Raw genomic sequence first — 20862 nt, forward strand, 5'->3', positions numbered from 1 at the left:
ACCGAAGATGACAGCCGAAGCCTCCCACCGCACCCCGGTGGTGATCACCGGGATCGGCGTGGTCACCCCGGCGGGGTGCACCCCCGAGGCCCTGTGGGCCGCGCTCCGCGCCGGCCGTTCCACCGCAGCCCCGCTCGACCACCTGGACCTCTCCCGCCACCGGGTCCGGATCGGCTGCCGGGTCAGCGGACTCGACACCCAGGGCCCCGACGCCCTCGTGTCCGCCAAGGACGCACGGCGCATGGACCCCTTCGCGCTGTACGGCACCACGGCGGCACTCTCCGCCCACCGCGACGCCGGCGCCCCCGTGCCCGAGCCCGGGCGCACCGCCATCGTCGTCGGCAACGCGGTGGGCGGGCGCGCCACCAGCGACCGCGAGTCCGCGCATTACAGCGAGGCGGGCCCGCACCGGGTCAACCCGCTGATGCCGCTGCTCACCATGCCGAACGCGGCGGCCGCCCAGATCGCCATGCGGCTCGGCTGGACCGGCCCCGCGACCACCATCGCCACCACCTGCGCCAGCGGTGTCGACGCCATCGGGCACGCCACCGCGCTCCTCCGGTCGGGCCAGGCCGACGTGGCGATCGCGGGCGGCTGCGAATCCACCCTCACCCCGGTCACCCTCGCCGCCTTCGGCAACCTGAACGCGGTCTCCGGGCGCAACGACGACCCGGCGCACGCCTCCCGCCCGTTCGACCGGGACCGCGACGGGTTCGTCATGGGGGAGGGGGCCGGCTTCGTCGTCCTGGAACGCCTCGACGACGCGCTGGCCCGTGGCGCCCGCACCTACGCCCGGATCGCCGGGTACGCGGCCACCTCGGACGCGTACCACCTGTCGATGCCGCTGGCCGACGGGGCCGGCGCGGTCTCCGCGATGACCGGCGCGCTCACCGCCGCCGGGCTCGCCCCCGACGAGATCGCGCACATCAACGCGCACGGCACCTCGACCCCGCACAACGACCGCGCCGAGGCCACGGCCCTCACCAAGGTCTTCGGCTCCGACGGTCCGCCCGTCACCGCGTCCAAGGGCGTCATCGGCCACCTCATCGGCGCGGCCGGCGCCGTCGAGATCATCGCCGCCGTCCAGGCCATGCGCGCCCGAGAGGTGCCGCCCACCGCCAACCACGAACACCTGGAGCCAGGAATGGAGATCGACGTGGTGCACACCAGTCCACGGCCCGTCGCCCTGGGGCCCGCGCTGTCGAACTCGTTCGGGTTCGGCGGCCACAACGCGAGCATGGTGGTGGCGCCGGTATGACGACCACCGCCCAGCCCACGGCCCAGACCGCCCAGCCCACCGCCCAGCCCCGCACCGCGATCCGCACCCTCACCGCCGACGAGGTGGCCGCCTTCAGGGCCGCCGTCCGCGCGGACCTGCCCGTGGCCGGGGAGCCCGGCGCGTCGCCGGTGCACGCCTTCGTCCTCGCGCACACCCTCGCCGACGCGACCGTACGCGACCTGGCGGCGGCCGAGCCCGAGCCCGTCTCCGTCGTCCACCTCGGCCAGGACATCCGGATCGAGCAGCCCCTGCTGCCCGGCGAGCAGATCACCGTCGCCCTCGACGTGGCCGGCGCCCGGCGCGAACCGCGGGGCACCCGGGTGGCCGTCCGGGCCCGCCTCACCGGCGCCGACGGCAGCCCGCGCGCCGAACTCCTCACCAGCGCCCTGCTGATGGGCGCCACCGCCATCGAGCCCTTCGGCCAGATCCCGTCCCCGGCCGCGCCCGCCCCGTCCGGCGGAGCCGGTGAACCGGCCGCCGCCGAGCACCGGCTCACCCCCGCCTGGATTCGCGGCTACGCGCACGCCTCCGGCGACCTCAACCCGATCCACCTGGACGACCGGGCCGCGAAGGACGCCGGATTCCCCGGCGTCATCGCACACGGGATGAGCGTGCTCGCCCTGGCCGTCGAGGAGATCGCCGACCGGTACGCGGACGGCGACGTCACCCGGGTCCGTGCCGTCAGCGGGCGGTTCTCCGCGCCCGTGGCTCCCAACGTGCCGCTCAGCGTCGAACTCGCTCCGGACGCCGACCGCACCCTCGTCCGCTTCACCTGCCGCACCCCCTCAGGCATCGCCGTGAAGAGCGGCTGGGCCCGGCTGGCGGGACGGCGGCCATGACCGGCGCCACCACCGGACTGCTCCCCGGCTTCCTCACCCAGGTCCGCGAGCGCCCCGACGCGCCCGCCCTGGTCTGGCACGGTGAGGAGACCAGCTACCGCGAGCTGTACGAGAGCGCCGGCCGCGAACGCGAGCGGCTGGCCCTGCTCGGGCTGCCGGCCGGCGAACCCGTCGGCATCCTCGCCGAGAAGTCGCCCGACGCCATCGCGCTCGTCCTCGGCTGCCTGCTCGCGCACCGCCCGTTCCTGCTGCCCTCCCCGCACCTGGGCGAGCAGCTGCTGACCCAACTCTTCGCCCAGGCCGGCTGCCGGCACGTGGTGGCCCCGGGCGGCGAACCGCGGAGCGTGCCGGCCCCGGCCCGCTCGGCGGCCTACCCGGTGCCTCCGCGCACCGCCTTCATGCTCACCACGTCCGGCTCCACCGGGCTGCCCAAGACGGTCCCGCTGGACGAACAGGCCGTGGACCGGTTCGTCACCTGGGCCGGGCCCGCCTTCGCCGTCGCGCCGGGCACCACCGTCCTCAACTACGCGCCGATCAACTTCGACCTCTGCTTCCTCGACGTGTGGACGACCCTCGCGCACGGCGGCCGGGTCGTCCTCGTGGACCCGGACAAGGCCGTCGACGGACGCCATCTGCTCGACCTGCTGCTCCGGCACGACGTCGAGATCGTCCAGGCCGTGCCGATGTTCTACCGGCTCGTGCTGGACGCCGCCCGCCGGGCCGGCGTGCTGCTGCCGTCGGTGCGCCGGGCCGCCTTCACCGGCGACGTCCTGCCCGAACGCACCCTGGCCGAGCTGCGCGAGGTGCTGCCCGCCGCCCGCCTCACCAACATCTACGGCTGCACGGAGACCAACGACAGCTTCACGTACGACGTCGACACCACGGCCACCGTCTTCGGCCCGCTGCCCATCGGCACCCCGCTCCCCGGGGTCTCGGTACTCGTCCTGGACGCCGACGGCCGGGAGGTCACCGGCCCCGGCGCCGGCGAGCTGCACGTCAGGACGCCCTTCCAGACCGCCGGCTACCTCGACCCGGCCCGCAGCCGGGACCGGTTCACCGGCCATCCGCTCGGTCACGACGACGGCACCTGGTTCCGCACCGGCGACCTCGTACGGCGCGACGCCGACGGGCTGCTGTACCTCACCGGGCGCAGCGACTTCCAGGTGAAGGTGCGCGGCGTCGCCGTGAACACCGCCGAGATCGAGCAGGTGCTGCTGAGCCACCCCGCCGTCCTGGAGGCCGGTGTCGCCGCGGAACCCGACCCGCTCACCGGCAAACGGCTCGTGGCCGGGGTGCGGCGCGCACCCGGCAGCGGCCTCAACAGCCTGCTCCTGAAGGAGCACTGCGCCCGTTCCCTGCCCAGGGCGGCCGTCCCCGGCGTCCTGCGGATCACCGACGAACCGCTGCCCAAGACCGCCACCGGAAAGGTCGACCGCACCGCGCTCGACCGGCTGGGCGGACCGTCCCGGCCGCCGTCCCCGGCGCCGGACCACTCCCGCCGGCTGACCACCGTAGAAGGAAGGACGTCATGAGCAACACGGCCACCATCAAGCAGTTCCTGATCGAGGAGTTCCTGCCGGACCTCACCCAGGACCAACTCGCCGACGACCAGGACCTGCTGTCGAGCGGAGCCATCGACTCGCTCGGCCTGCTCAAGCTGATCGCCTGGGTGGAGGACCGCTTCGGCCTCGCCGTGGACGACACGGACCTCGACCCCAACAACTTCCGCAGCGTCACCGCCATCGACACCTTCGTCGCCGGCGCCCGCCAGGGGGTGAATGGCTAGGGCCTTCCGTCTGGGCCATGCCGGGCTCGCGGGCCCTGGCACCGCGCCTCGCGGCGTTGTCGTCAATCACCAACGCTCCGCGTTGATTCAATCCTCCGCCTTGCGATGCACGGCACCAGAGCCCGCTCCCTGATCCGGCCTGACCCAAACGAAAGGCCCTACCATGCACGACGCGCTCACCGGCCTGCTGGCGCGGCGCACGGTGGCCGAGCACGAGACCTGGCGGTCTCTGTGGGACCGGCTCGGCGACGGCACGCTCCCCAGGGAGCAGGCCGTCGCCCTGCTGGCCTCGCTGACCACCCGGCTCCCCGACCCCGCGACGCTTGCCGCCCTGCACGGCACACTCCTGGAACGGCGCCCCGCGCGCCCCGGGCCCGCCTGGCCCGCGACCGTCAACGTCGTGGGCACCGGGGGCGGGCCCGCCACCTTCAACGTCTCCACCGCGGCGGCCTTCGTCGCGGCCGCCGCCGGGGTGCGTGTCGTCAAGTCCGGCTCCCGCGCCTACACCTCCAGCCTCGGCTCCGTCGACCTCCTCGAACGTCTCGGGGTACGGCTGACCTCCTCGTACGAGCAGACCGAGGAGCAGCTGGAGCGGGACGGGATCGCCTTCACCGGGCCGTTCGTCTACCCGGTCGAGCTCGCCCGGCTCGCCCGGCTGATCGCACCGGTGAGCATGAAGCCGTTCGGGCGGTTCCTCAACGCGCTCGGCCCCCTCCTCGCCGATCTGCCGGTCACCGCCCAGGTCACCGGCGTCTCGCACACCATGCCCCTGGACGACCTGCGCCGCCTCGCCGCCACCGTCACCGGCCGTACGGTGTGGCTCACCAGCAACGACCGGGGCGCCGACGAGCTCCTCGGCTTCGCCCGCAACACCGTCCACATCGCGCGGGGCGAGGACCAGGTCCTGGAGCCCGGCGCGCTGGTCCCGGCCGACGGCGGCTTCGAGGCGCTGGCCCCCGCGCCCAAGGATGCGGCCATCGACCACTTCCTGGCCGTGCTCGCCGGTCGCGCCCATCCGGCGGCCACCCGGACCGTCCGGCTCAACGCCGCCGCGCTCGCCCTCGCGGCCGGCCACCACACCACCTGGCGCGACGCGCTCGACGCCACGGACGACGCCGTCACCAGCGGGGCCGCCGCCGCCCTGGTCGAGCGGCTGCGCTCCCGGCGGGCCGTGACGACGGCGGGGGCGGTCCGCCATGGCTGACTTCTTCACCGGGTGCGGACCCGGCCGGCCCGGGCTCACGCTGTTCCTCAACGCGGGCGACCCGCCGCTGGACGAGCTCGCCGACGTCGTGCACATGCTCGACGAGGAGGGCGTCGACTGCCTCGAACTGGCGGTGCCCTTTCCGGACTCCTTCACCGACGGGCCGGTCGTACGCCGCTCCGCCCGCCGCGCCCTGGACCGGGACACCGGCCTGGACGACGTCCTCGGCTTCGTCGCCCGCGTCCGGCCGGGGCTGCGGCGGCTGCGGATCGCGCTGCTCGCCGACTGGAGCCACTCCCTCAAGCACCGGGACCTGGGCGCGGCCGTCAAGGACATCACCGCGTCCGGCGCCGACGGCCTCCTGGTGCACGGCCTGCCGCCCCGGCTGCGGGACGCCTACCGCGAGGCGACCGACGCGGCGGGCGCCGCCGTCGTCACCACCTGCTACCCGACCAGCCCGGAGGAGACCCGGGCCTGGGCCGCCCGCGAGTCCTCCGCGTACGTCTACCTGGTGGCGCACTACGGCCGCAGCGGCACCGCGCCGCCCGCCGGGCACGCCGCGCTCGCCCCGGTCGTCGCCGGGCTGCGGGCCCACACGAACTCCCCGATCGCCGTCGGCTTCGGGGTCAGTACGCGCAGCCACGTCGCGGCGGTGGCCGCGAGCGGGGCCGACGCCGCGATCGTCGGCTCCGCGGGCGTGGCCCGCGTGGAGCGGGCCCTCGAAGAGGAGGGCTCCGTCACCACGGCACTGCGCGGCTTCGTCCGGTCGCTCCAGCCCGGACCGGACGAGACCAGTACGGCCAATACCCCTATCCGAACAAGGAGTTGACCATGATCATCCGCGACCTGGAGACCGTCAAGAGCGTCGACTGGGGCAACGGGCTCAGCCGTCGTTTCCTCACCGAGTCCGACGGCGTCGGCTACTCGATCACCGACACCACGGTGCGCGCCGGCACCAAGTCCCGCCTGGAGTACCGCAACCACCTGGAGTCCTGCTACTGCATCGAGGGCTCCGGCGAGGTGGTCGAGCTGGACGGCACCGTGCACCCCATCACGCCGGGCCGGCTGTACTCCCTGGACGAGCACGACGCGCACTACCTCGTCGCCTCTCCGCACGAGGACCTGCGGCTCGTCTGCGTCTTCACCCCGGCGCTCCAGGGCGACGAGGTGCACAGCCTCGACGCGCACACCTCCTCCGCCTACTGATCCGCACCCGTGCACCAGCACCTCTGAAAGGGGGCCCAGTGATCCGCTGGAACACCGACCAGGCCGACCTGCGGGCCGGCCTGGCCCGGTGGGGCGAGGCACTCAGCGCCGACCACATCGCCCAGGACGAACGAGCGGAGTTCTCCTGGGAGAAGTGGAAACTGGTGCGCCGGGCCGGCATCCTCGCCCTGCCCTTCGCCGAGGAGCACGGCGGCCTGGGCCAGTCCCTCCTCACCACCATGTACGTCCTGGAAGGGCTCGGCGAGCACTGCCGTGACGCGGGTCTGAACTTCTGCGTCACCACCACGCTCGCCAGCACCGGCGTCCCCCTGATGCGGTTCGGCACGCCCGCGCAGAAGGAGGCGTACCTTCCCCGGATCAGCTCCGGCGAGGCGATCGGCGCCCACGCGATCACCGAGTCGGAGTCCGGCAGCGACGCGATGGCGATGACCACGCGCGCGGAGCGCGACGGCGACGGCTTCGTGCTGAACGGAAGCAAGTGCTTCGTCAGCAACGGCCCCGTCGCCGACGTGTTCGTCGTGTACGCGCGCACCCACCCCGACGGCGGCGCCCTGGGCGTGACCGCGTTCCTCGTGGACCGGGACACCCCGGGCCTGACCGTCGGCAAGCCCGTCAAGAAGATGGGCCTGCGCACCTCCCCGCTCAGCGAGCTGTACTTCGACGACTGCCGCATCCCGCGCGACCGGGTCCTCGGCCGGGTGGGCGGCGGGTTCATCGTCCTCGACTACGTGATGAAGCGGGAGATCCTCCTCTCGTTCATCGTGAACGTGGGGGAGATGCAGCACCGGTTCGACCGCTGCGTCGAGTACGCCCGCACCCGCCGGTCCTTCGGCAAGACGATCGGCTCGTACCAGTCCGTCGCCAACAAGATCGTCGACGCCAAGATCGGCCTGGAGTCGGCCAGGAAGTGGCTGTACGACACCGCCGAGCGGCTGGAGGAGGGCGAGGACGTCACCGAGGACCTGGCCATCGCCAAGCTGATCACCAGCGAGGCCAACCTCGCCGGCTCGCTCACCGCCGTCCAGGTCTTCGGCGGCCACGGCTACATGAGCGAGTACGGCCTGGAGATCGACGTCCGCAACGCCGTGGGCGGCACGATCTATTCGGGCAGCAACGAGATCCAGTACAACCGCATCGCGTCCAAGCTGGGCCTGGGCCGATGACCACCCTGTCCCCACCACGCACCCTCAAGGTCTGCGGCGCCACCAGCACCCGTGACATCGAGGTGCTGGCCGGTGCCGGGGCCGGGCTCGTCGGGCTGTGGCACGGCGTCCCCGGCGGCCCCGCGGACCTGCCGGAGCACGAGGTGGCCGCCCTCGCGGCGGCCGTCCGCGCCACCGGCACCCTGCACCCCGTCCTGGTCACCTTCCTCGGTGACCCGGACACGGTCGCGGACGTCATGCGGCGCACCGGCGTCCGCACCGTCCAGCTGCACGCCTACCAGCCGCCCGCCACCGTCCGCGCCCTGCGCACGGCACTGCCCGACGCCGTCATCGTCAAGGTGCTGCACGTCTCGGACGGCACCTGCCCGGAACGCCCCCTGATCGGAGCGTACGAGCGGGCCGGCACCGACCTCTTCCTCATCGACGCCACCACCGCCGACGGCCGCGTCGGCTCCACGGGGCAGCGCTTGGACGAGGAGACCGTCCTCCGCCTCGCCGAACGGTTCACCCTGCCGTTCTGGCTCGCCGGCGGACTCACCCGGACCAACCGGTCCGCGTACGAACGGGTCCTGCGCCACCCCCGGCTGCGCGGCATCGACGTCGACACCGCGGCCCGCGGCGGCGACGGCCGCTTCGGCGCAGCCGAGGTGGCCGGGCTGGCCCACGCCTGGGACACCGGGCCGGGCCACCCCGACCCCCGCACTCCTTCCGCCACGGACACCCCGACCACACGGCCTACGGAGCAGCCATGAGCCTTCCCTTCATCGAGTCCCTGCTGTCGGCCCCGCAGCCCCTGGTGATGGAGGTCAAGCGACGCGACGCGTTCGGCTTCGACCTCATCTCCGGCCACACCCCCGCAGAGATCGTCACCGCCTACGAGAAGGCCGGGGCGCCCTGCATCTCGGTCGTCACCGGCCGCTGGTTCGGCGGCACCCGCGACCTGCTCCGCGATGTCGCCCGGCTCACCGAACTCCCCCTCCTGCAGAAGGACTTCATCACCCGCAAGGACCAGCTGGAGACCGCGCGGGAGCTCGGCGCCTCGGCCGTCCTGCTCACTGCCGGACTGCTGTCCGCGTCCGCGCTGCGCGGCCTCACCGTCGCGGCGCTCAGCGCGGGCCTGACCCCGTTCGTCGAAGCCACCACCGAGGCCGAGATCGAAGCCGTGCCGCACGCCGACGAATGCGTCATCGCCGTCAACAACAAGGACATCAAGACCCGGGAACGCGACCGGGGAGACCTGACCCGCAGCTTCGAGCTGCTGCCCGCCCTGCACGCGAGCGGCACCCCCTGCCCGGTGAGCGCCAGCGCCATCGACAGCCCGCAGACGGCGGCCCGGCTGCTCGACGCCGGCTTCAAGGGCCTCCTCGTCGGCACCGCCCTGCTGCGCAGCGGCGACCCCGGCGAGTGGCTGCGCACGCTGGAGGCCGGGCGGCGCACGGCGCAGCCGGCCCTCCATCCGTCGTGAGTGTCCCACCGTGCGAAGGGGGCTCCGTGACCACGGAGCCCCCTTCGCACGCCCGCGCTCAGGACACGACGCGGTTGACCAGCTGGTCGCGCACCCGTGCCGGGATGCCGGGGGCGAACCGGCGCAGATAGTGGTCGACGTGCCGGTCCGCGCCGACCAGGAACGGCAGGTCGAACACGAGCAGCCGCCGCACCGCGAGGAGCGGCACCGGCGAACGCAGCGGCGCGAAGTCCTCGTTCCACAGCCCCGGCTCGGCGCACAGCGGATGGAACTGGCCGATCATCAGCCCCTGGGCGACGAAGTCGTCCTTCGCGTCCGCCTGCAACAGGTCCAGGGCGGCCGGGTCCGTGTGGTCCAGCCCCGGGAGCACCATCAGCACGGTGAGGAGTTCCCGCTCGTCCTCCGGCAGCTCCGACGCGAGCCGTTCGTACCAGGTGCGCAGCGCCTCCACGGCGCCGGGCAGCGCGGCCGGGGTGCTCCGGGCGGGCACGGCGAGCAGGAACCGGCCGGCGCGCAGCGAGGGCTGGGTGTACGGGCACACCGGGCCGCTGCGGCCCAGCTCCGGATGGCTCGACACCAGGAAGGTCCGGCTCCACTCCAGCACCTCGCGCAGCGGCCCGCGCTGCCCGGCCGGCACGAGGTCCCGGTCCACCTGACCCGGCGTGTAGAGCTGCAGCCGGCTGTCACCCCTCATCGCGGCTCCCGCCACATCGGCCGCAGGCGCGGTCCGCCGTACGGGGTGATCAAGCGCCGCGCGGGCGGCCGGGCCAGGGCCGGAGGGGGCGGCGGTGGGAAGGTGGACAAGCAGATCACGAAGTACTCCTCCCGGTCGATGGGTGTGCCGGGCGCGCCTCCAGGTCGGCCATGGTCCCGCTCGCCGGTAACGAAGATCCACGGTCGGCCTTCCCATGGGGGCAGGTGGGCAGGGCGTGGGGCATCGGACGGCTCAGGTATACGGAGCGGAGCGCAAGCGGACCGCAAGCGGATTCCTGGCGGAGCCGGCTCCGGTCTGGACGCGTTCTCAAGCGCGAAAGCGGGACATCCGTCGCGTACGGGCCTTCCGGCTGCCCGCCCTAGCAGCTCCCGAGACGCCTGCGAGCCGCCCTTGCTGCACTCGGCGCGTCCGCCGAATCCAGCAGCAGGAGTTCCGTGATGGTGACCAGACGCACTCTGATGACCGCCCTGAGCGTCACCGGCGCAGGGCTGTTCACCGGCGCGGCCTTCACCCCGCTGATGGCGGCGGGCGCCGCCCCGCGCGAAACCGTCCCGGCGGGCACGGCCGTCCCGGTGGGCCCCGCCGTCCAGCCGTTCCGGGTACCGCTGCCCCTGCTGCCGGTGCTGACCCCCGGCTCCACGAGGGGCGGCGCCGACGTCTACGACATCACGATGCGCCGCACCCGCGCCGAGATCCTGCCGGGCCTGCGCACCGACGTCCTCACCTACGACGGGCACTTCCCCGGCGGCATCGTCCGGGCCCGCTCCGGGCGCCCCGTGGTGATGCGCCAGCACAACCGGCTGGGCGTCGACACCTCGGTGCACCTGCACGGCGCCTCGGTACCCGTCGACAGCGACGGCGGGCCGATGAACACCTTCGCCTCCGGGACGAGCCGCACCTACACGTACCCCAACCAGCAGCCGCACGCCTCGCTCTGGTACCACGACCACGCCCACCACTCGGAGTCCGAGAACTGCTACCGGGGCCTGTCGGGCAGCTATCTGCTCACCGACGACGTGGAGGAGGCGCTGCCGCTGCCGGCCGGGCGCTACGACGTCACCGTGGCGCTGCGCGACGCCCACTTCGACGACGACGGGCAGCTGCTGTACGTCCTGGACGACGCGGCGGGCCGCTCCACGATCCTCGCGAACGGCAAACCGTACCCGTACCTCCGGGTCGCCGCCCGCAAGTACCGCTTCCGGCTGCTGAACTCGTCCAACCTGAGGTTCTTCGCGCTGCGCCTGGCCGACGGCTCGTCCTTCACGCAGATCGGCTCCGACGGGGGCCTCCTGCCGCGCCCCTTCACCACCGACTCGCTGCTCCTGTCACCGGCCGAGCGCGCGGACATCGTCATCGACTTCTCCCGCTACCCGGTCGGCACCCGGCTCGTCCTGGAGAACACCCTCGGCCCCGGCGACCCGGACCGGACGGGCCAGGTCATGCGCTTCGACGTGGTGCGCCAGGCGCCCGATCCGAGCCGGGTGCCGTCCGTACTGCGTACACTGCCGCCGCTGCCGCCGGTGACCGGGCGGCGCTCCTTCGACCTGCACGTCGCCCTCGCCGGCGGCGCACCGCAGGGCACCATCAACGGCCGCGCCTACGATCCGGCGCGCGTCGACACCGAGATCCCGTACGGTGCCAGCGAGGTCTGGACCGTCACCAACACCAACACCGACGTGCCGCACAACTTCCACATGCACCTGGTGCAGTTCCGCGTCCTGGAGCGCAACGGGAAGTCGCCGACCGGCGCCGAGGCGGGGCTGAAGGACACCGTGTGCCTGATGCCCGGGGAGACCGTCAGACTCCAGGCGACCTTCGACTCCTACCGCGGCACCTACGTGTATCACTGCCACCTGCTCGACCACTCGGCGATGGGCATGATGGCGCAGATGCGCATCCGCTGACCCGTCCCATCCGGGCACGCCCGTTCGAGTATCACTCGACGTTCGCTGGAGGAACGCTCGTGATCCTGTCCAGGGCGGCCTCCGCGCCCGCGGCGGGAGCACCTGCACCTCTATCCTCGTCAACAGCGCGCCTCGGCACCCCACTTACGAACCGGACAAGAGCGAGGACGTACCGATGACACCCAATCCGTACCAGCAGCAGGGCTCCAACGGCGCGCAGGCGCCGTACCAGCAGCCGTGGGGTCAGCCGGCCGCGCCCGTGCCGCCGCGGGCCGACCGCCCGAACAAGGCCGCGGGCTGGCTGCACATGATCTCCGTCATCACGCTCGGGCTCATGGCCGGCCTGTTCTTCGCCTTCGACGTCTCGGTCATGCCCGGCCTCGCCAAGACCGACGACCGCACCTATGTCGCCGCGATGCAGCAGTTCAACGCGGAGATCGACGGCAACGGCCTGTTCGCGCTCGTCTTCATGGGGGCCATCGTTGCCGCGGGCCTCGCCGCGTTCCTGGAGTTCCGCCGGGGGCGCAGGACCATCGCCCTGTGGGCCGGCCTCGCCGCCGTCCTCTACCTCGTCGTCCTGATGCTCACGATGGGCGTCGAGATCCCGCTCAACAACCAGCTCGCCGACCTCGGCGACCCGGCCAAGGTCCACGACTTCTCCCTGGTGGACAAGTTCAAGGGGACCTGGGAGACCGTCAACATCTTCCGGACGCTCCTCAACACGGCGGCCCTGGGCTGCGCGGTGTACGCCGCCAAGCTGCACGGCCGCGCGGAGGCGCTGCTGTCCGCCGGCCGCTGACCGGCGCGGCTCCGGACAGGGCGGGTACGGGCACGGGCCCCGTACCCGCCCTCCGCGCGTTCAGCTGCCGCCGTGCAGGACGAGGGCCCAGCACAGCAGCCCCGTGGCGGCGGTGCACAGCAGCGTGCGCAGTACGTTCCCGCGCGCCCAGGCCCCTTCGAACGCGGCCCGCACCGCCTCGGGCCGCGCGATCCCGTCCACCGGGCCGGCGGCCTCCAGCGCGTTGTTCAGCGGGATGTTGAGGCGGCTGGTGACCCCCATCGACGCGATGTAGCAGACGAGCGCCGCCACGGTCGGCACCACGGCGTCCCGGTCCCCACCGCCGAACTGGAGCCCGACCGCGAGCCCCGTGAACAGGAGGGCGCCGATGTAACCGAGCACGAACCACCCGTTGAGGATGGCGACGTTGACCCGCTGCATCACATCGATGAACGTCCGGTCCCCCGCACCGCGCAGTGCCGGCATCACGGAGATGGCGAAGCCGTAGAACAGCCCGCTGACCAGCCCCGTCGTCACGGTGGCCGCGATGAACGCGAGCGTTTGTGCGATCTCCATTGCCTGACCCTTCAGCTTCTGCCGGTGCGGCGGTGCCTGCTCAAGTCAACTCTCCTGTGCGCAAAGGGAATGCAACAGGAAGGTCAAGGACAGAGTACGGGCGCCCCGCGAGGGCGGGGCGCCCTTTGTGACAGCCTGCACGGGTGGATGATCTCGTCGGCACACAGACCCCGGCCCGCCGCCTCACCGACCCCGCCGAGGCGGTCGCGGAGCTCGAACGCGTGCTGCCCGCTCTCGCGGCGCACCGCCTGCCGGCCCCGCCGGGCGTCGACTGGCCACGCCTGGAGGCCGCCCTGGGGACGCCCCTGCCCGCCGACTACAAGCTCCTGTGCGACCGCTACCCGACGTTCGTGCTGAGCGACTTCCTGCATGTGGGCGGCCCGGTCCCGGGCCACGAGACGGCCTGGGCCGAGCGCACCGACGACCTGGAGACGCTGGCCGAGTGGTGCGAGGACGCCGACCTGGCCGTCCCGCTGCACCCGTACCCGGCCCCCGGCGGCCTGCTGCCCTGGTCGTCCTCCAACCAGGGCGACTACTTCCTCTGGTCCACCAGCCCGTCCGGCCCGCAGGACTGGACGGTGACCGTCGCCTCCCGCAACGGCGCCTGGTGGCACTACACCGGCGGTGCGGTGCAGTTCCTGGCCGACCTGGCGGGCGGCGCCCTGGAATTCTGGAGCCTGCCGAGAATCCGCCCGGAGATCACCTGGGTGCAGCGGCCGTAGCGCTCGGGCCCGGCCCCGGCGAAGCCCCCGGCTACGCTCACCCCATGCCGATCCCCCTCCCGTTCACCGCCCCCCTGCTCTCCGCCCTGGGCGGCATCCCCGCCCAGGGCGAGCCCCTGGACAGCAGCCCCCGGTCCCGAGTGTGGCGGGTGCGGGCGGGCGACGGGCGGCCCGCGATCGTCAAGCAGATCACCGACGACGGGGACACCGGCGCCGACGCGGACGCGCGCTTCGCCCGGGAGGTCGCCGGACTGCGCCTCGCGGGGCGCGGCTCCGTGGCGCCCGCGCTGCTCGCCACGGACCCGGCCGAGCGGGTCATGCTCCTCGAATACGTGGACGACCTCGGCCGCACCGACGACTGGATGCCCGGGTACGCCGCCGCGCTCGCCCGGCTGCACGCCCTGACCGGGCCCGCCGACGCGGGCGCGCTCCCGGCCTGGCCGGGTCCCACGGCCACCGACGCCGAGTCCTTCCTCGCCCTCGCCCGCGCGCTCGACGTCCCCGTACCGCCCGCCGTTCCGGACGAACTCGCCGGGCTCCTGGAACGGCTCGACCCCACCGGGCACCACGCTCTGCTCCACGGCGACCCGTGCCCCGGCAACGACCTCCGCACCCCCGACGGCGTCCGCTTCGTCGACTTCGAGGGCGCCGCCCTCGGCAACGGCCTGGTCGAGCTCGCGTACTTCCGCATCGGCTTCCCCACCTGCTGGTGCGCCCTGTCGGTCACCGCGGCCCCGCTCACCGAGGTGGAGGCCGTCTACCGGTCCACCTGGCGCGACCTCACGGGCCGGGACGTGCCGGGCGACCTCGCCGACGCCTGCGCGGGCTGGCTCATCCAGGGCGACGCGCTGGTCGAACGGGCGCGGCGCGGCACGGCCGACCAGTTCGCCCGGCTGCCTGCCGAGGACTTCGAGTGGGGGTACGTCTCCGCCCGCGAACGCCTCGTGCACCGCCTGGGCGTCGTCGCGGACCTCGCCCGCGACCACGACCAACTGCACGCACTCGGCCGCCTGGCCTCCGCCCTGGCCGCCCGCCTGCTGGAGAACTGGCCGGCCCTGCGCCCGCTGCCCGCGCCGGAGGAGCGGCCCTGGTACTGAACGCTGTCACCCGTACGGGTCGATTCCGCTCGCGCGGGGTCCGGGTAAGGACGGCCCGTCCGTTCCCGAGCAGCCTCCCGGAGGCACCCGTGCCCGAAATGAACGATCCCTACCGGCCCGGCACCCCCTGCTGGATCGACCTCATGGTCCCCGACCAGCAGGCGGCCATCGACTTCTACTGCGACCTGTTCGGCTGGCAGGGCGAGGCGGGCCCGGCGGAACACGGCGGCTACGCCGTCTGCACGCTCAAGGGCAAGCCGGTCGCCGGAATCATGAAGGCCATGAACCCGGACGGCACGGTGCCGGACCCGATGCCGCCGGCGGAGTGGACGACGTATCTGTCGACGGACGCCATCGACGCGGCCCTCACGTCCGTCACCGACGCCGGCGGCACGGTCGTCGTCCCTCCGATGGACGTCATGGACCTCGGCCGGATGGCCGTGTTCGCCGACCCGGCGGGCGCCGTCTTCGGCCTGTGGCAGCCCGGCACCTTCGCCGGTGCGGGCATCGTCAACGAGCACGGCGCGCTGGTCTGGAGCGAGCTGACCACCCCGGACCCGGACGAGGCGTCCGCGTTCTACTCCGCCGCCCTGCCGGTGACGGCGACCCCCTCCGAGATGGAGGGCGCCGACGGCTACGTCGAGTTCCAGGTCGACGGGCGGGCGGTGGGCGGGATGATGGACATGAGCAAGCTGCCGCCCGGCGTCTCGCCGCACTGGCAGCCGTACTTCGCGGTCGACAGCGTGGACGACATCCAGTCGGCCGCCGTCCGCGCCGGTGCGACGGTCCTGGCCCCCGCCTTCGACATGGTCGCCGGCCGCATGGCGGTCCTGGCCGACCCGCAGGGCGGGGCGTTCTCGGTCATCGCGCCGAAGATGTCCTGACCTCCGCTCGCCGGGCGGTGTGCCGAAGCCGTTCACGCGGCTCGAAAGAGAGACGGCGACGGGCTGACCGGCCCCCGTGCGGTCGGGGGCACGGGGCCCGTCAGCCCGTCAGCCCGTCAGCCCGTCACGACCTGCGTGTTCTGCCCGGCGGTCAGCAGCCACCGTCCGTCGTCGCCCCGGCTCATCACGTACAGCGGAGCGCCCTCGCTCTCCTCCTCGGGTGCCAGGTAGCGCTGTCGGACCTTGACCGCCGCGACGTCCGGGCGGATGAAGAGGACGTGCGCCACGTCGTAGGTGACGTGCCCGGCCCAGCCGGCGGCGGGCAGCACGGTCCGGGTGAACGCGGAGATCGCGTCGATGCCGATGAGGACCTTGCCGTGGGCCGTCGTCCAGACCGCGTCGGGCCGGAAGAGGGCCAGGAACGCGTCGGGGTCCTTGCGCTGCTGGGAGCGTTCGACGGTGGCGACGACCGCGCGGATCGCTTCGAGGTCGGCGGTGTGTTCCGGGGTGAGCGTTTCGGTGTCCATGCCGGGCATCCTGCAACCTCAAGTCCGATTGAGATCAAGGGCCGCCCCGGGGACCCGCTCCCGCCCGGGGAGCAGGAACGGCGTTCCCAGGACGAGCACCCCGGCGACCGCGAGGGCCGTGCGCGGGCCGGTCGCGTCGGCGAGCAGCCCGGCGAGCGCGGTGAGCACGGCGATGGACGCCTGCTGCCCGATCGACCAGGCGGTGAGCGTGCGGGCGACGAGGTGCTGGGGCGTGTGTTCCAGCCGGTACGTGGAGAGCACCGGCCCGTACAGGCTCATGTTGACGATGATGGCCAGCTCGACGGCCATCACCGTGACGAGCCCGACGACACCCGGCCGTACGAACACCAGCCCGATCAGCCAGACCGCGCGCAGGGTGCCGACGGTCCGGAAGACCCGGCCGCGGCCGTAGCGGGCGACGACCCGGCGGGCCAGCCGCGAGCCGATGAGCCCGCCCAGGCACGGAGCGGCGAAGGCGAGACCGTACTGCCAGGGCGGGAACCCGAGCCGCCGCAGCAGGAGCACGGCCAGCAGCGGTTCGGTGGCCATGATCAGGCCGCCGACGAGGATCTGGTTGAGGTAGAGCGCCCGCAGCACGCGGTGGCCGAAGATGTGCCGCCACCCGGCGAGCAGCGCGCCCGCCCGCAGCGGGGCCCGGTCGCGCACCCCCGGCGCGTCCTCCCGGCCCCGGATCGCGGCGATGCCGAGCGCGGAGAGCAGATAGCTGAGCGCGTCGGCCACCACGGTGACGACCGGCCCGAAGGCCCCGATCGCCGCGCCGCCGAGGGGTGGACCGACCGCGATGGAGCTCCAGTTCGTGGACTCGAACCGGGCGTTGGCGACGAGCAGGTCCTCCCGGCGGACCAGCGCCTTCAGATACGCGCCGCTCGCCGCGCCGAACGCGATCTTCGCCGCGGCGACCACGGCCGACACGACCAGCAGCTGGACGAACCCGAGCAGCCCGAAGGCGTACGCGACCGGGATCGACGCCATCGCCGCGAACCGGACCAGGTCCATCCCGATCATGACGGGCCGCTTACGCCGGAACTCCACCCACGGCGCGAGCGGCACCGCGACCAGCGCCCCCACGGCGGGCCCGACCGCCGACAGCGCGGACACCTCGGCGGGACCGGCGTCCAGCACCAGCACGGCGAGCAGCGGCAGGGCCCCGAACCCGAGCCCCGACCCGTACGCACTCACCGCGTACGCGGCCCACAGCCAACCGAACGGCCGCCCCAACGCTCTTCTGCCCACGCCACCTCACCCACACAACCCGAGATTGCCGAACGGAAGCTAATCGCTCGGCATAAGCGCAGGTCAAACAACCAATGACCGGTCGAGACACAACCCGTGGTTGTCCTCTAGGGTGCCTGCCATGGACCTCCAAGCAGTGCGCACGTTCGTCGCCGTCACCGAATCAGGCGGATTCCAGAGGGCCGCGGCCGACCTCTCGGTCACCCAGCAGGCCGTCTCGAAGCGCATCGCCGCACTGGAGCAGAACCTCGGCGTACGCCTCTTCACACGCGCCCCGCGCGGCGCCGAGCTGACCATCGACGGCCGGGCGTTCCTGCCCCACGCACGCGAACTGCTGCGCGCGGCCGAGCGCGCGAGCGCGTCCGTACGCCCCGGCAGCCGGCCGCTGCGCGTCGACGTGATCGCATCCCGCACCGCGCAGTCGGGCCTGATGCGCGCCTTCCACCGCGCGCACCCCGGAATCGACCTCGACGTGATGATGCTGGTCAGCATGGACACGGCCGTGGCCGCCCTCCGCACCGGCGAACTCGACGCGACGTTCCGCGCGGTGGCCGACCCCGGCCGCCCCCTCCCCGACGACATCGCGTCCGCCCGAGTCCTGGACGAACCCCTCCAACTCCTCACCGGCCCCGCCCACGCCCTGGCCGACGCCCCCTCGGTCACCCTCACCGACCTGATCGGCCACCGCATCTGGATGCCGGGCATCGCCCCCGGCACGGAGTGGGGCGCGTACTACGACGACCTGGTCGCGGAGTTCGGCCTCACCATCGAGGCGACGGGCCCGAACTTCGGCTCGGACGTCCTGCTCGACACCATCGCGGACACCCCGTCCCTGGCCACGTTCATGGGCGCACACTCCCGCCTCATCTGGCCCAAGACCCACGACCTCCGCCGCATCCCGGTCACCGACCCGGTCCCGGTCTACCCCCACTCCCTCCTCTGGCACCGCGACAACCCGCACCCGGGTCTGACGACGCTACGGACGCACCTGGCGACGGCGGGGGAGCGGGGGGCGGCGGGGAGCTGGGTGCCGGGGTGGGCGGCTGGGCGGTGAGCGCTGCCCCGGAATACGCCGCCCACCTTGACGGCGAGCCGGCATCGCACCTCACAGGACGCGAACTGCGGCCCCTTGAGGGGACACCGGTGACTTTCCGTGCGCGTTGCGTGTCCTACGGCAGGTCCACCCGCGGACCTGTAGACGTGTTCTGTCGCCGGTAGGCCCCCGGCGACATCCCGTGTTCCCGCTTGAACGCCGCGCTGAACGCGAACTCGGAGGCGTAACCCGTCCTGTTGGCGACGTGTCTCAGCGAGGCGTCGGAGCCACGCAGAAGGCCGGCAGCGAGGGTCATGCGCCACCAGGTCAGGTAGGACAGCGGCGGTCGGCCGACCGAGGTGGTGAACCGCCGGGAGAAGGCCGCTCGGGAGAGTCCCGCCGCGGCTCCCAGCTCCTTCACCGTCCAAGGCCGCTCCGGGGCACCGTGAATCCCCTGGAGCGCGGCGTGAACGGCGGGGTCCCGAAGGGCCGCGGACCACCCACCGGCCGCGTCGCCCCCGGGTCGTTCGTCGAGCCAGGCCCGCATCATGTACAGCAGAAGGGCGTCGAGCAGCGCGGGCAGCAGAGCGTCACGGCCGAGCCGCGGTTCCGCCAATTCCGTCGCGAGGAGTTCGGTGGCCCCGCGCAGCGCCGCGTGCCGTCCCGGGCGGGCGGGCAGGTGCACGACCTCCGGCATCTCCGCCAGCAGAGGGTGCGGGCGCGCCCGGTCCATGAGGTACGCCCCGCACAGCATCGTCGTCCGGACCCCCACCCCTGCCTCCCCGCGGTCGGTGAGCCCGTCCCGCCGGAGATCGACGAGCGGCGTCGGCGGAAGAAGGGCAGCACATCCGCCGGGATCGGAGGCCACGGAGTGAGAGCTGCCGTGGGGGAGGAAGGCGATGTCGCCGGCCTGTAGTTCGACCGGCTCCCCGTCCGAGGGCGTCAGCCAGACTCTGCCCTCCAGCACGAGGTGGAAACCGGCACCGGCGAAGGACGGATGTCTCATCGCCCACGGTGTGTGCCGCTCACCACGTGCGTAGTGCGGCCGCCCCACCCGCATGGCGGCGACGACATCACTGAGTAGATCCACAGGAGCCAGCGTACCGAGCAAGGCGCCGCATCGAGACGAACGCGCATGGAAGGGAGACAGCAGAGCATTACTCGTCTTGCTGGTGATCCATACGCTGAATCCGAGAATCAACGAAGGGGAAGCGGACATGCGTATCGCGGTATTCGGCGCCGGCGGCTACACCGGCAAACTCGTCCTGGCGGAACTGAACCGGCGGGACATCGATACGGTGCTGGTCGGCCGCGATGCCGGGCGCCTGGCCGAGGCGGCCTCGCGGGCGGGCCTCGGCACCGTCCCCTCCGCCGCGATCAGGCAGGCTGCCGCCGAGGACCACACGGTGCTCGCCCAGGCCTTCCGGGACTGCTCGGCCGTCATCAACTGCGCGGGGCCCTTCGTCCTTTCCGGCGAAGCGGTGGTGCGAGCCGCCCTCGCCGCCGGGTGTCATTACGTCGACATCTCCGGCGAACAGCACCACCTCGACCGGACCTTCGCAGAGTTCGCCGGACCGGCCGAGCAGGCGGGGCTGACCGTGGTTCCGGGCACCAACGACGACGGTCTTCCCAGCGACCTGCTCGCCCACGTGGTCGCCGAGCGTGTGGCACCGGTACGCGAACTCGTCATCGGGCTGGATGTCGTCAGCGGCGGCGCGATGCCGTCGCGGGGCACACTCCGCTCCGGGCTGGAGAACATCGACTCGTTCACCACCGGCGGCCTCGGCTACGAGGAAGGGCGCTGGCACGCGGATGTCGCCGTCCGGTGCACAGGACTCACCTTTCCGGGCGGAGCGGGCTCGACGCCGGTGGCCAAGTTCCCTCTCCCGGCGATCGTCACCGTCCCCCGCCATGTCAAAGCCCGGCGCGTCGAGGGAGTGGCCAACGCGCAACTGGTCGTCTCGCTCGCCGGGCTCACCCCGGCGGTCCTCGATGCCGTCCCCGAGGGGCCGCCCGCCGACAGCCGCCGCAACGCGCGCTGGATCATCGTCGTGGAGGCGACGGGCGAGGACGGCCGCCACGCGCGCGGTGTCATCCACGGCACCGATATGCAGGGGACCACAGCCCTGATCGCAGTCGAGAGCGCCCGCCGCCTCGTCGCGGACGGTGCCCCTGCGGGTGTCCTCGCCCCGTCCCAGGCGTACTCCCCGGCCGACTTCCTGCGGTTCCTCGGCGAGCATGGCGCGCAGTGGAGCATCGACGGCCCGGGCGCCACCGTCAGGGGATGAGGTCCGAATCGCGGGGACAGCAGAGCGGCCCGGACATCTCCATTCCCGGTCCGGAGGTCTCGGAAGCGGCGTGGACGTCCTTCACCGCTGACGTCAGCAGCTGATCGCTGATCCGGACCCG

The 20862-nt window shown here is 73.0% G+C and carries 22 protein-coding genes; 17 read left to right on the forward strand and 5 right to left on the reverse strand.

Features of this window, described 5'->3' with window-relative positions; all coding sequences use genetic code 11:
* Positions 1 to 7: 7 nt before the first annotated feature.
* The 10 genes from ACFUJY_RS32255 (at position 8) to ACFUJY_RS32300 (ending at position 8963) form a co-directional block, all read left to right on the forward strand.
* Positions 8 to 1258: a beta-ketoacyl-[acyl-carrier-protein] synthase family protein gene (locus ACFUJY_RS32255; RefSeq protein WP_383306207.1), complete on the forward strand. Its 1251-nt coding sequence runs from the start codon at positions 8 to 10 to the stop codon at positions 1256 to 1258.
* Complete coding sequence (locus tag ACFUJY_RS32260) at positions 1255 to 2118, forward strand: MaoC/PaaZ C-terminal domain-containing protein (RefSeq protein ID WP_383306209.1); 864 nt, start codon at positions 1255 to 1257, stop codon at positions 2116 to 2118. Before ACFUJY_RS32255 ends, ACFUJY_RS32260 begins: the two co-directional genes overlap by 4 nt.
* A complete protein-coding gene (locus tag ACFUJY_RS32265) occupies positions 2115 to 3650 on the forward strand; it encodes an AMP-binding protein (RefSeq protein WP_383306211.1) in 1536 nt (511 codons plus the stop codon). Before ACFUJY_RS32260 ends, ACFUJY_RS32265 begins: the two co-directional genes overlap by 4 nt.
* On the forward strand, positions 3647 to 3904 hold the full coding sequence (locus ACFUJY_RS32270) for a phosphopantetheine-binding protein (protein WP_383306213.1): 258 nt from the start codon (positions 3647 to 3649) through the stop codon (positions 3902 to 3904). The genes ACFUJY_RS32265 and ACFUJY_RS32270 overlap by 4 nt, the downstream gene beginning before the upstream one ends.
* A gap of 163 nt (positions 3905 to 4067) precedes the next feature.
* Complete coding sequence (locus tag ACFUJY_RS32275; protein ID WP_383306215.1) at positions 4068 to 5108, forward strand: hypothetical protein; 1041 nt, start codon at positions 4068 to 4070, stop codon at positions 5106 to 5108.
* Positions 5101 to 5937 carry a tryptophan synthase subunit alpha gene (trpA, locus tag ACFUJY_RS32280; protein WP_383306217.1) on the forward strand — a complete coding sequence of 279 codons (837 nt, stop codon included), beginning with the start codon at positions 5101 to 5103 and terminating at the stop codon, positions 5935 to 5937. Before ACFUJY_RS32275 ends, trpA begins: the two co-directional genes overlap by 8 nt.
* Positions 5938 to 5939: 2 nt before the next feature.
* Positions 5940 to 6314 carry an ectoine synthase gene (locus ACFUJY_RS32285; protein WP_161209518.1) on the forward strand — a complete coding sequence of 125 codons (375 nt, stop codon included), beginning with the start codon at positions 5940 to 5942 and terminating at the stop codon, positions 6312 to 6314.
* Positions 6315 to 6352: 38 nt separating this feature from the next.
* A complete protein-coding gene (locus ACFUJY_RS32290) occupies positions 6353 to 7498 on the forward strand; it encodes an acyl-CoA dehydrogenase family protein (protein WP_383306220.1) in 1146 nt (381 codons plus the stop codon).
* Positions 7495 to 8250, forward strand: coding sequence for an N-(5'-phosphoribosyl)anthranilate isomerase (locus tag ACFUJY_RS32295; protein ID WP_383306222.1), 756 nt, complete (start codon positions 7495 to 7497; stop codon positions 8248 to 8250). Before ACFUJY_RS32290 ends, ACFUJY_RS32295 begins: the two co-directional genes overlap by 4 nt.
* Positions 8247 to 8963 (forward strand): indole-3-glycerol-phosphate synthase, encoded by a 717-nt coding sequence (locus tag ACFUJY_RS32300; protein WP_383306224.1) that lies wholly within the window; start codon positions 8247 to 8249, stop codon positions 8961 to 8963. Before ACFUJY_RS32295 ends, ACFUJY_RS32300 begins: the two co-directional genes overlap by 4 nt.
* A gap of 58 nt (positions 8964 to 9021) precedes the next feature.
* On the opposite strand, the gene ACFUJY_RS32305 is transcribed toward ACFUJY_RS32300, so the two are convergent.
* Positions 9022 to 9657: a DUF6875 domain-containing protein gene (locus tag ACFUJY_RS32305; RefSeq protein ID WP_383306226.1), complete on the reverse strand. Its 636-nt coding sequence runs from the start codon at positions 9655 to 9657 to the stop codon at positions 9022 to 9024.
* A 458-nt stretch (positions 9658 to 10115) separates the two neighbouring features.
* Here ACFUJY_RS32305 and ACFUJY_RS32310 point away from each other — a divergent pair, with 458 nt between their 5' ends.
* Positions 10116 to 11582 carry a multicopper oxidase family protein gene (locus tag ACFUJY_RS32310; RefSeq protein ID WP_383306228.1) on the forward strand — a complete coding sequence of 489 codons (1467 nt, stop codon included), beginning with the start codon at positions 10116 to 10118 and terminating at the stop codon, positions 11580 to 11582.
* Between the two features lie 175 nt (positions 11583 to 11757).
* On the forward strand, positions 11758 to 12381 hold the full coding sequence (locus ACFUJY_RS32315; RefSeq protein ID WP_383306230.1) for a DUF1772 domain-containing protein: 624 nt from the start codon (positions 11758 to 11760) through the stop codon (positions 12379 to 12381).
* Between the two features lie 60 nt (positions 12382 to 12441).
* Here ACFUJY_RS32315 and ACFUJY_RS32320 read toward each other — a convergent pair whose 3' ends face one another.
* Positions 12442 to 12936, reverse strand: a complete 495-nt coding sequence (locus ACFUJY_RS32320) for a DUF1772 domain-containing protein (protein WP_383306232.1) — start codon at positions 12934 to 12936, stop codon at positions 12442 to 12444.
* Positions 12937 to 13079: 143 nt separating this feature from the next.
* Between ACFUJY_RS32320 and ACFUJY_RS32325 the strand changes: the two genes are divergently transcribed.
* The 3 genes from ACFUJY_RS32325 to ACFUJY_RS32335 all read left to right on the forward strand — a co-directional run bounded on the left by ACFUJY_RS32325 (position 13080) and on the right by ACFUJY_RS32335 (position 15639).
* On the forward strand, positions 13080 to 13658 hold the full coding sequence (locus ACFUJY_RS32325; protein ID WP_383306235.1) for an SMI1/KNR4 family protein: 579 nt from the start codon (positions 13080 to 13082) through the stop codon (positions 13656 to 13658).
* A 44-nt stretch (positions 13659 to 13702) separates the two neighbouring features.
* On the forward strand, positions 13703 to 14755 hold the full coding sequence (locus tag ACFUJY_RS32330; protein ID WP_383306236.1) for a phosphotransferase family protein: 1053 nt from the start codon (positions 13703 to 13705) through the stop codon (positions 14753 to 14755).
* Positions 14756 to 14853: 98 nt separating this feature from the next.
* Positions 14854 to 15639: a VOC family protein gene (locus ACFUJY_RS32335; protein WP_383306238.1), complete on the forward strand. Its 786-nt coding sequence runs from the start codon at positions 14854 to 14856 to the stop codon at positions 15637 to 15639.
* A 116-nt stretch (positions 15640 to 15755) separates the two neighbouring features.
* Here the strand turns inward: ACFUJY_RS32335 and ACFUJY_RS32340 are convergent, their stop codons facing one another.
* Together ACFUJY_RS32340 and ACFUJY_RS32345 are read right to left on the reverse strand one after the other, a co-directional pair.
* On the reverse strand, positions 15756 to 16166 hold the full coding sequence (locus ACFUJY_RS32340; protein WP_383306240.1) for an SgcJ/EcaC family oxidoreductase: 411 nt from the start codon (positions 16164 to 16166) through the stop codon (positions 15756 to 15758).
* Between the two features lie 18 nt (positions 16167 to 16184).
* Complete coding sequence (locus ACFUJY_RS32345; protein WP_383306242.1) at positions 16185 to 17420, reverse strand: MFS transporter; 1236 nt, start codon at positions 17418 to 17420, stop codon at positions 16185 to 16187.
* Positions 17421 to 17541: 121 nt separating this feature from the next.
* Here ACFUJY_RS32345 and ACFUJY_RS32350 point away from each other — a divergent pair, with 121 nt between their 5' ends.
* Positions 17542 to 18474, forward strand: coding sequence for a LysR family transcriptional regulator (locus tag ACFUJY_RS32350; protein WP_383306244.1), 933 nt, complete (start codon positions 17542 to 17544; stop codon positions 18472 to 18474).
* Between the two features lie 115 nt (positions 18475 to 18589).
* Here ACFUJY_RS32350 and ACFUJY_RS32355 read toward each other — a convergent pair whose 3' ends face one another.
* Positions 18590 to 19543 (reverse strand): AraC family transcriptional regulator, encoded by a 954-nt coding sequence (locus ACFUJY_RS32355; protein ID WP_383306246.1) that lies wholly within the window; start codon positions 19541 to 19543, stop codon positions 18590 to 18592.
* A gap of 127 nt (positions 19544 to 19670) precedes the next feature.
* Between ACFUJY_RS32355 and ACFUJY_RS32360 the strand changes: the two genes are divergently transcribed.
* Entirely contained in the window at positions 19671 to 20741 is a 1071-nt protein-coding gene (locus ACFUJY_RS32360) for a saccharopine dehydrogenase family protein (RefSeq protein ID WP_383306248.1), read from the forward strand.
* Positions 20742 to 20862: the final 121 nt, after the last annotated feature.

Origin of the sequence: Streptomyces sp. NPDC057249 (assembly GCF_042669245.1) — a bacterium.
In the GTDB taxonomy this organism is placed as follows: Bacteria; Actinomycetota; Actinomycetes; order Streptomycetales; family Streptomycetaceae; genus Streptomyces.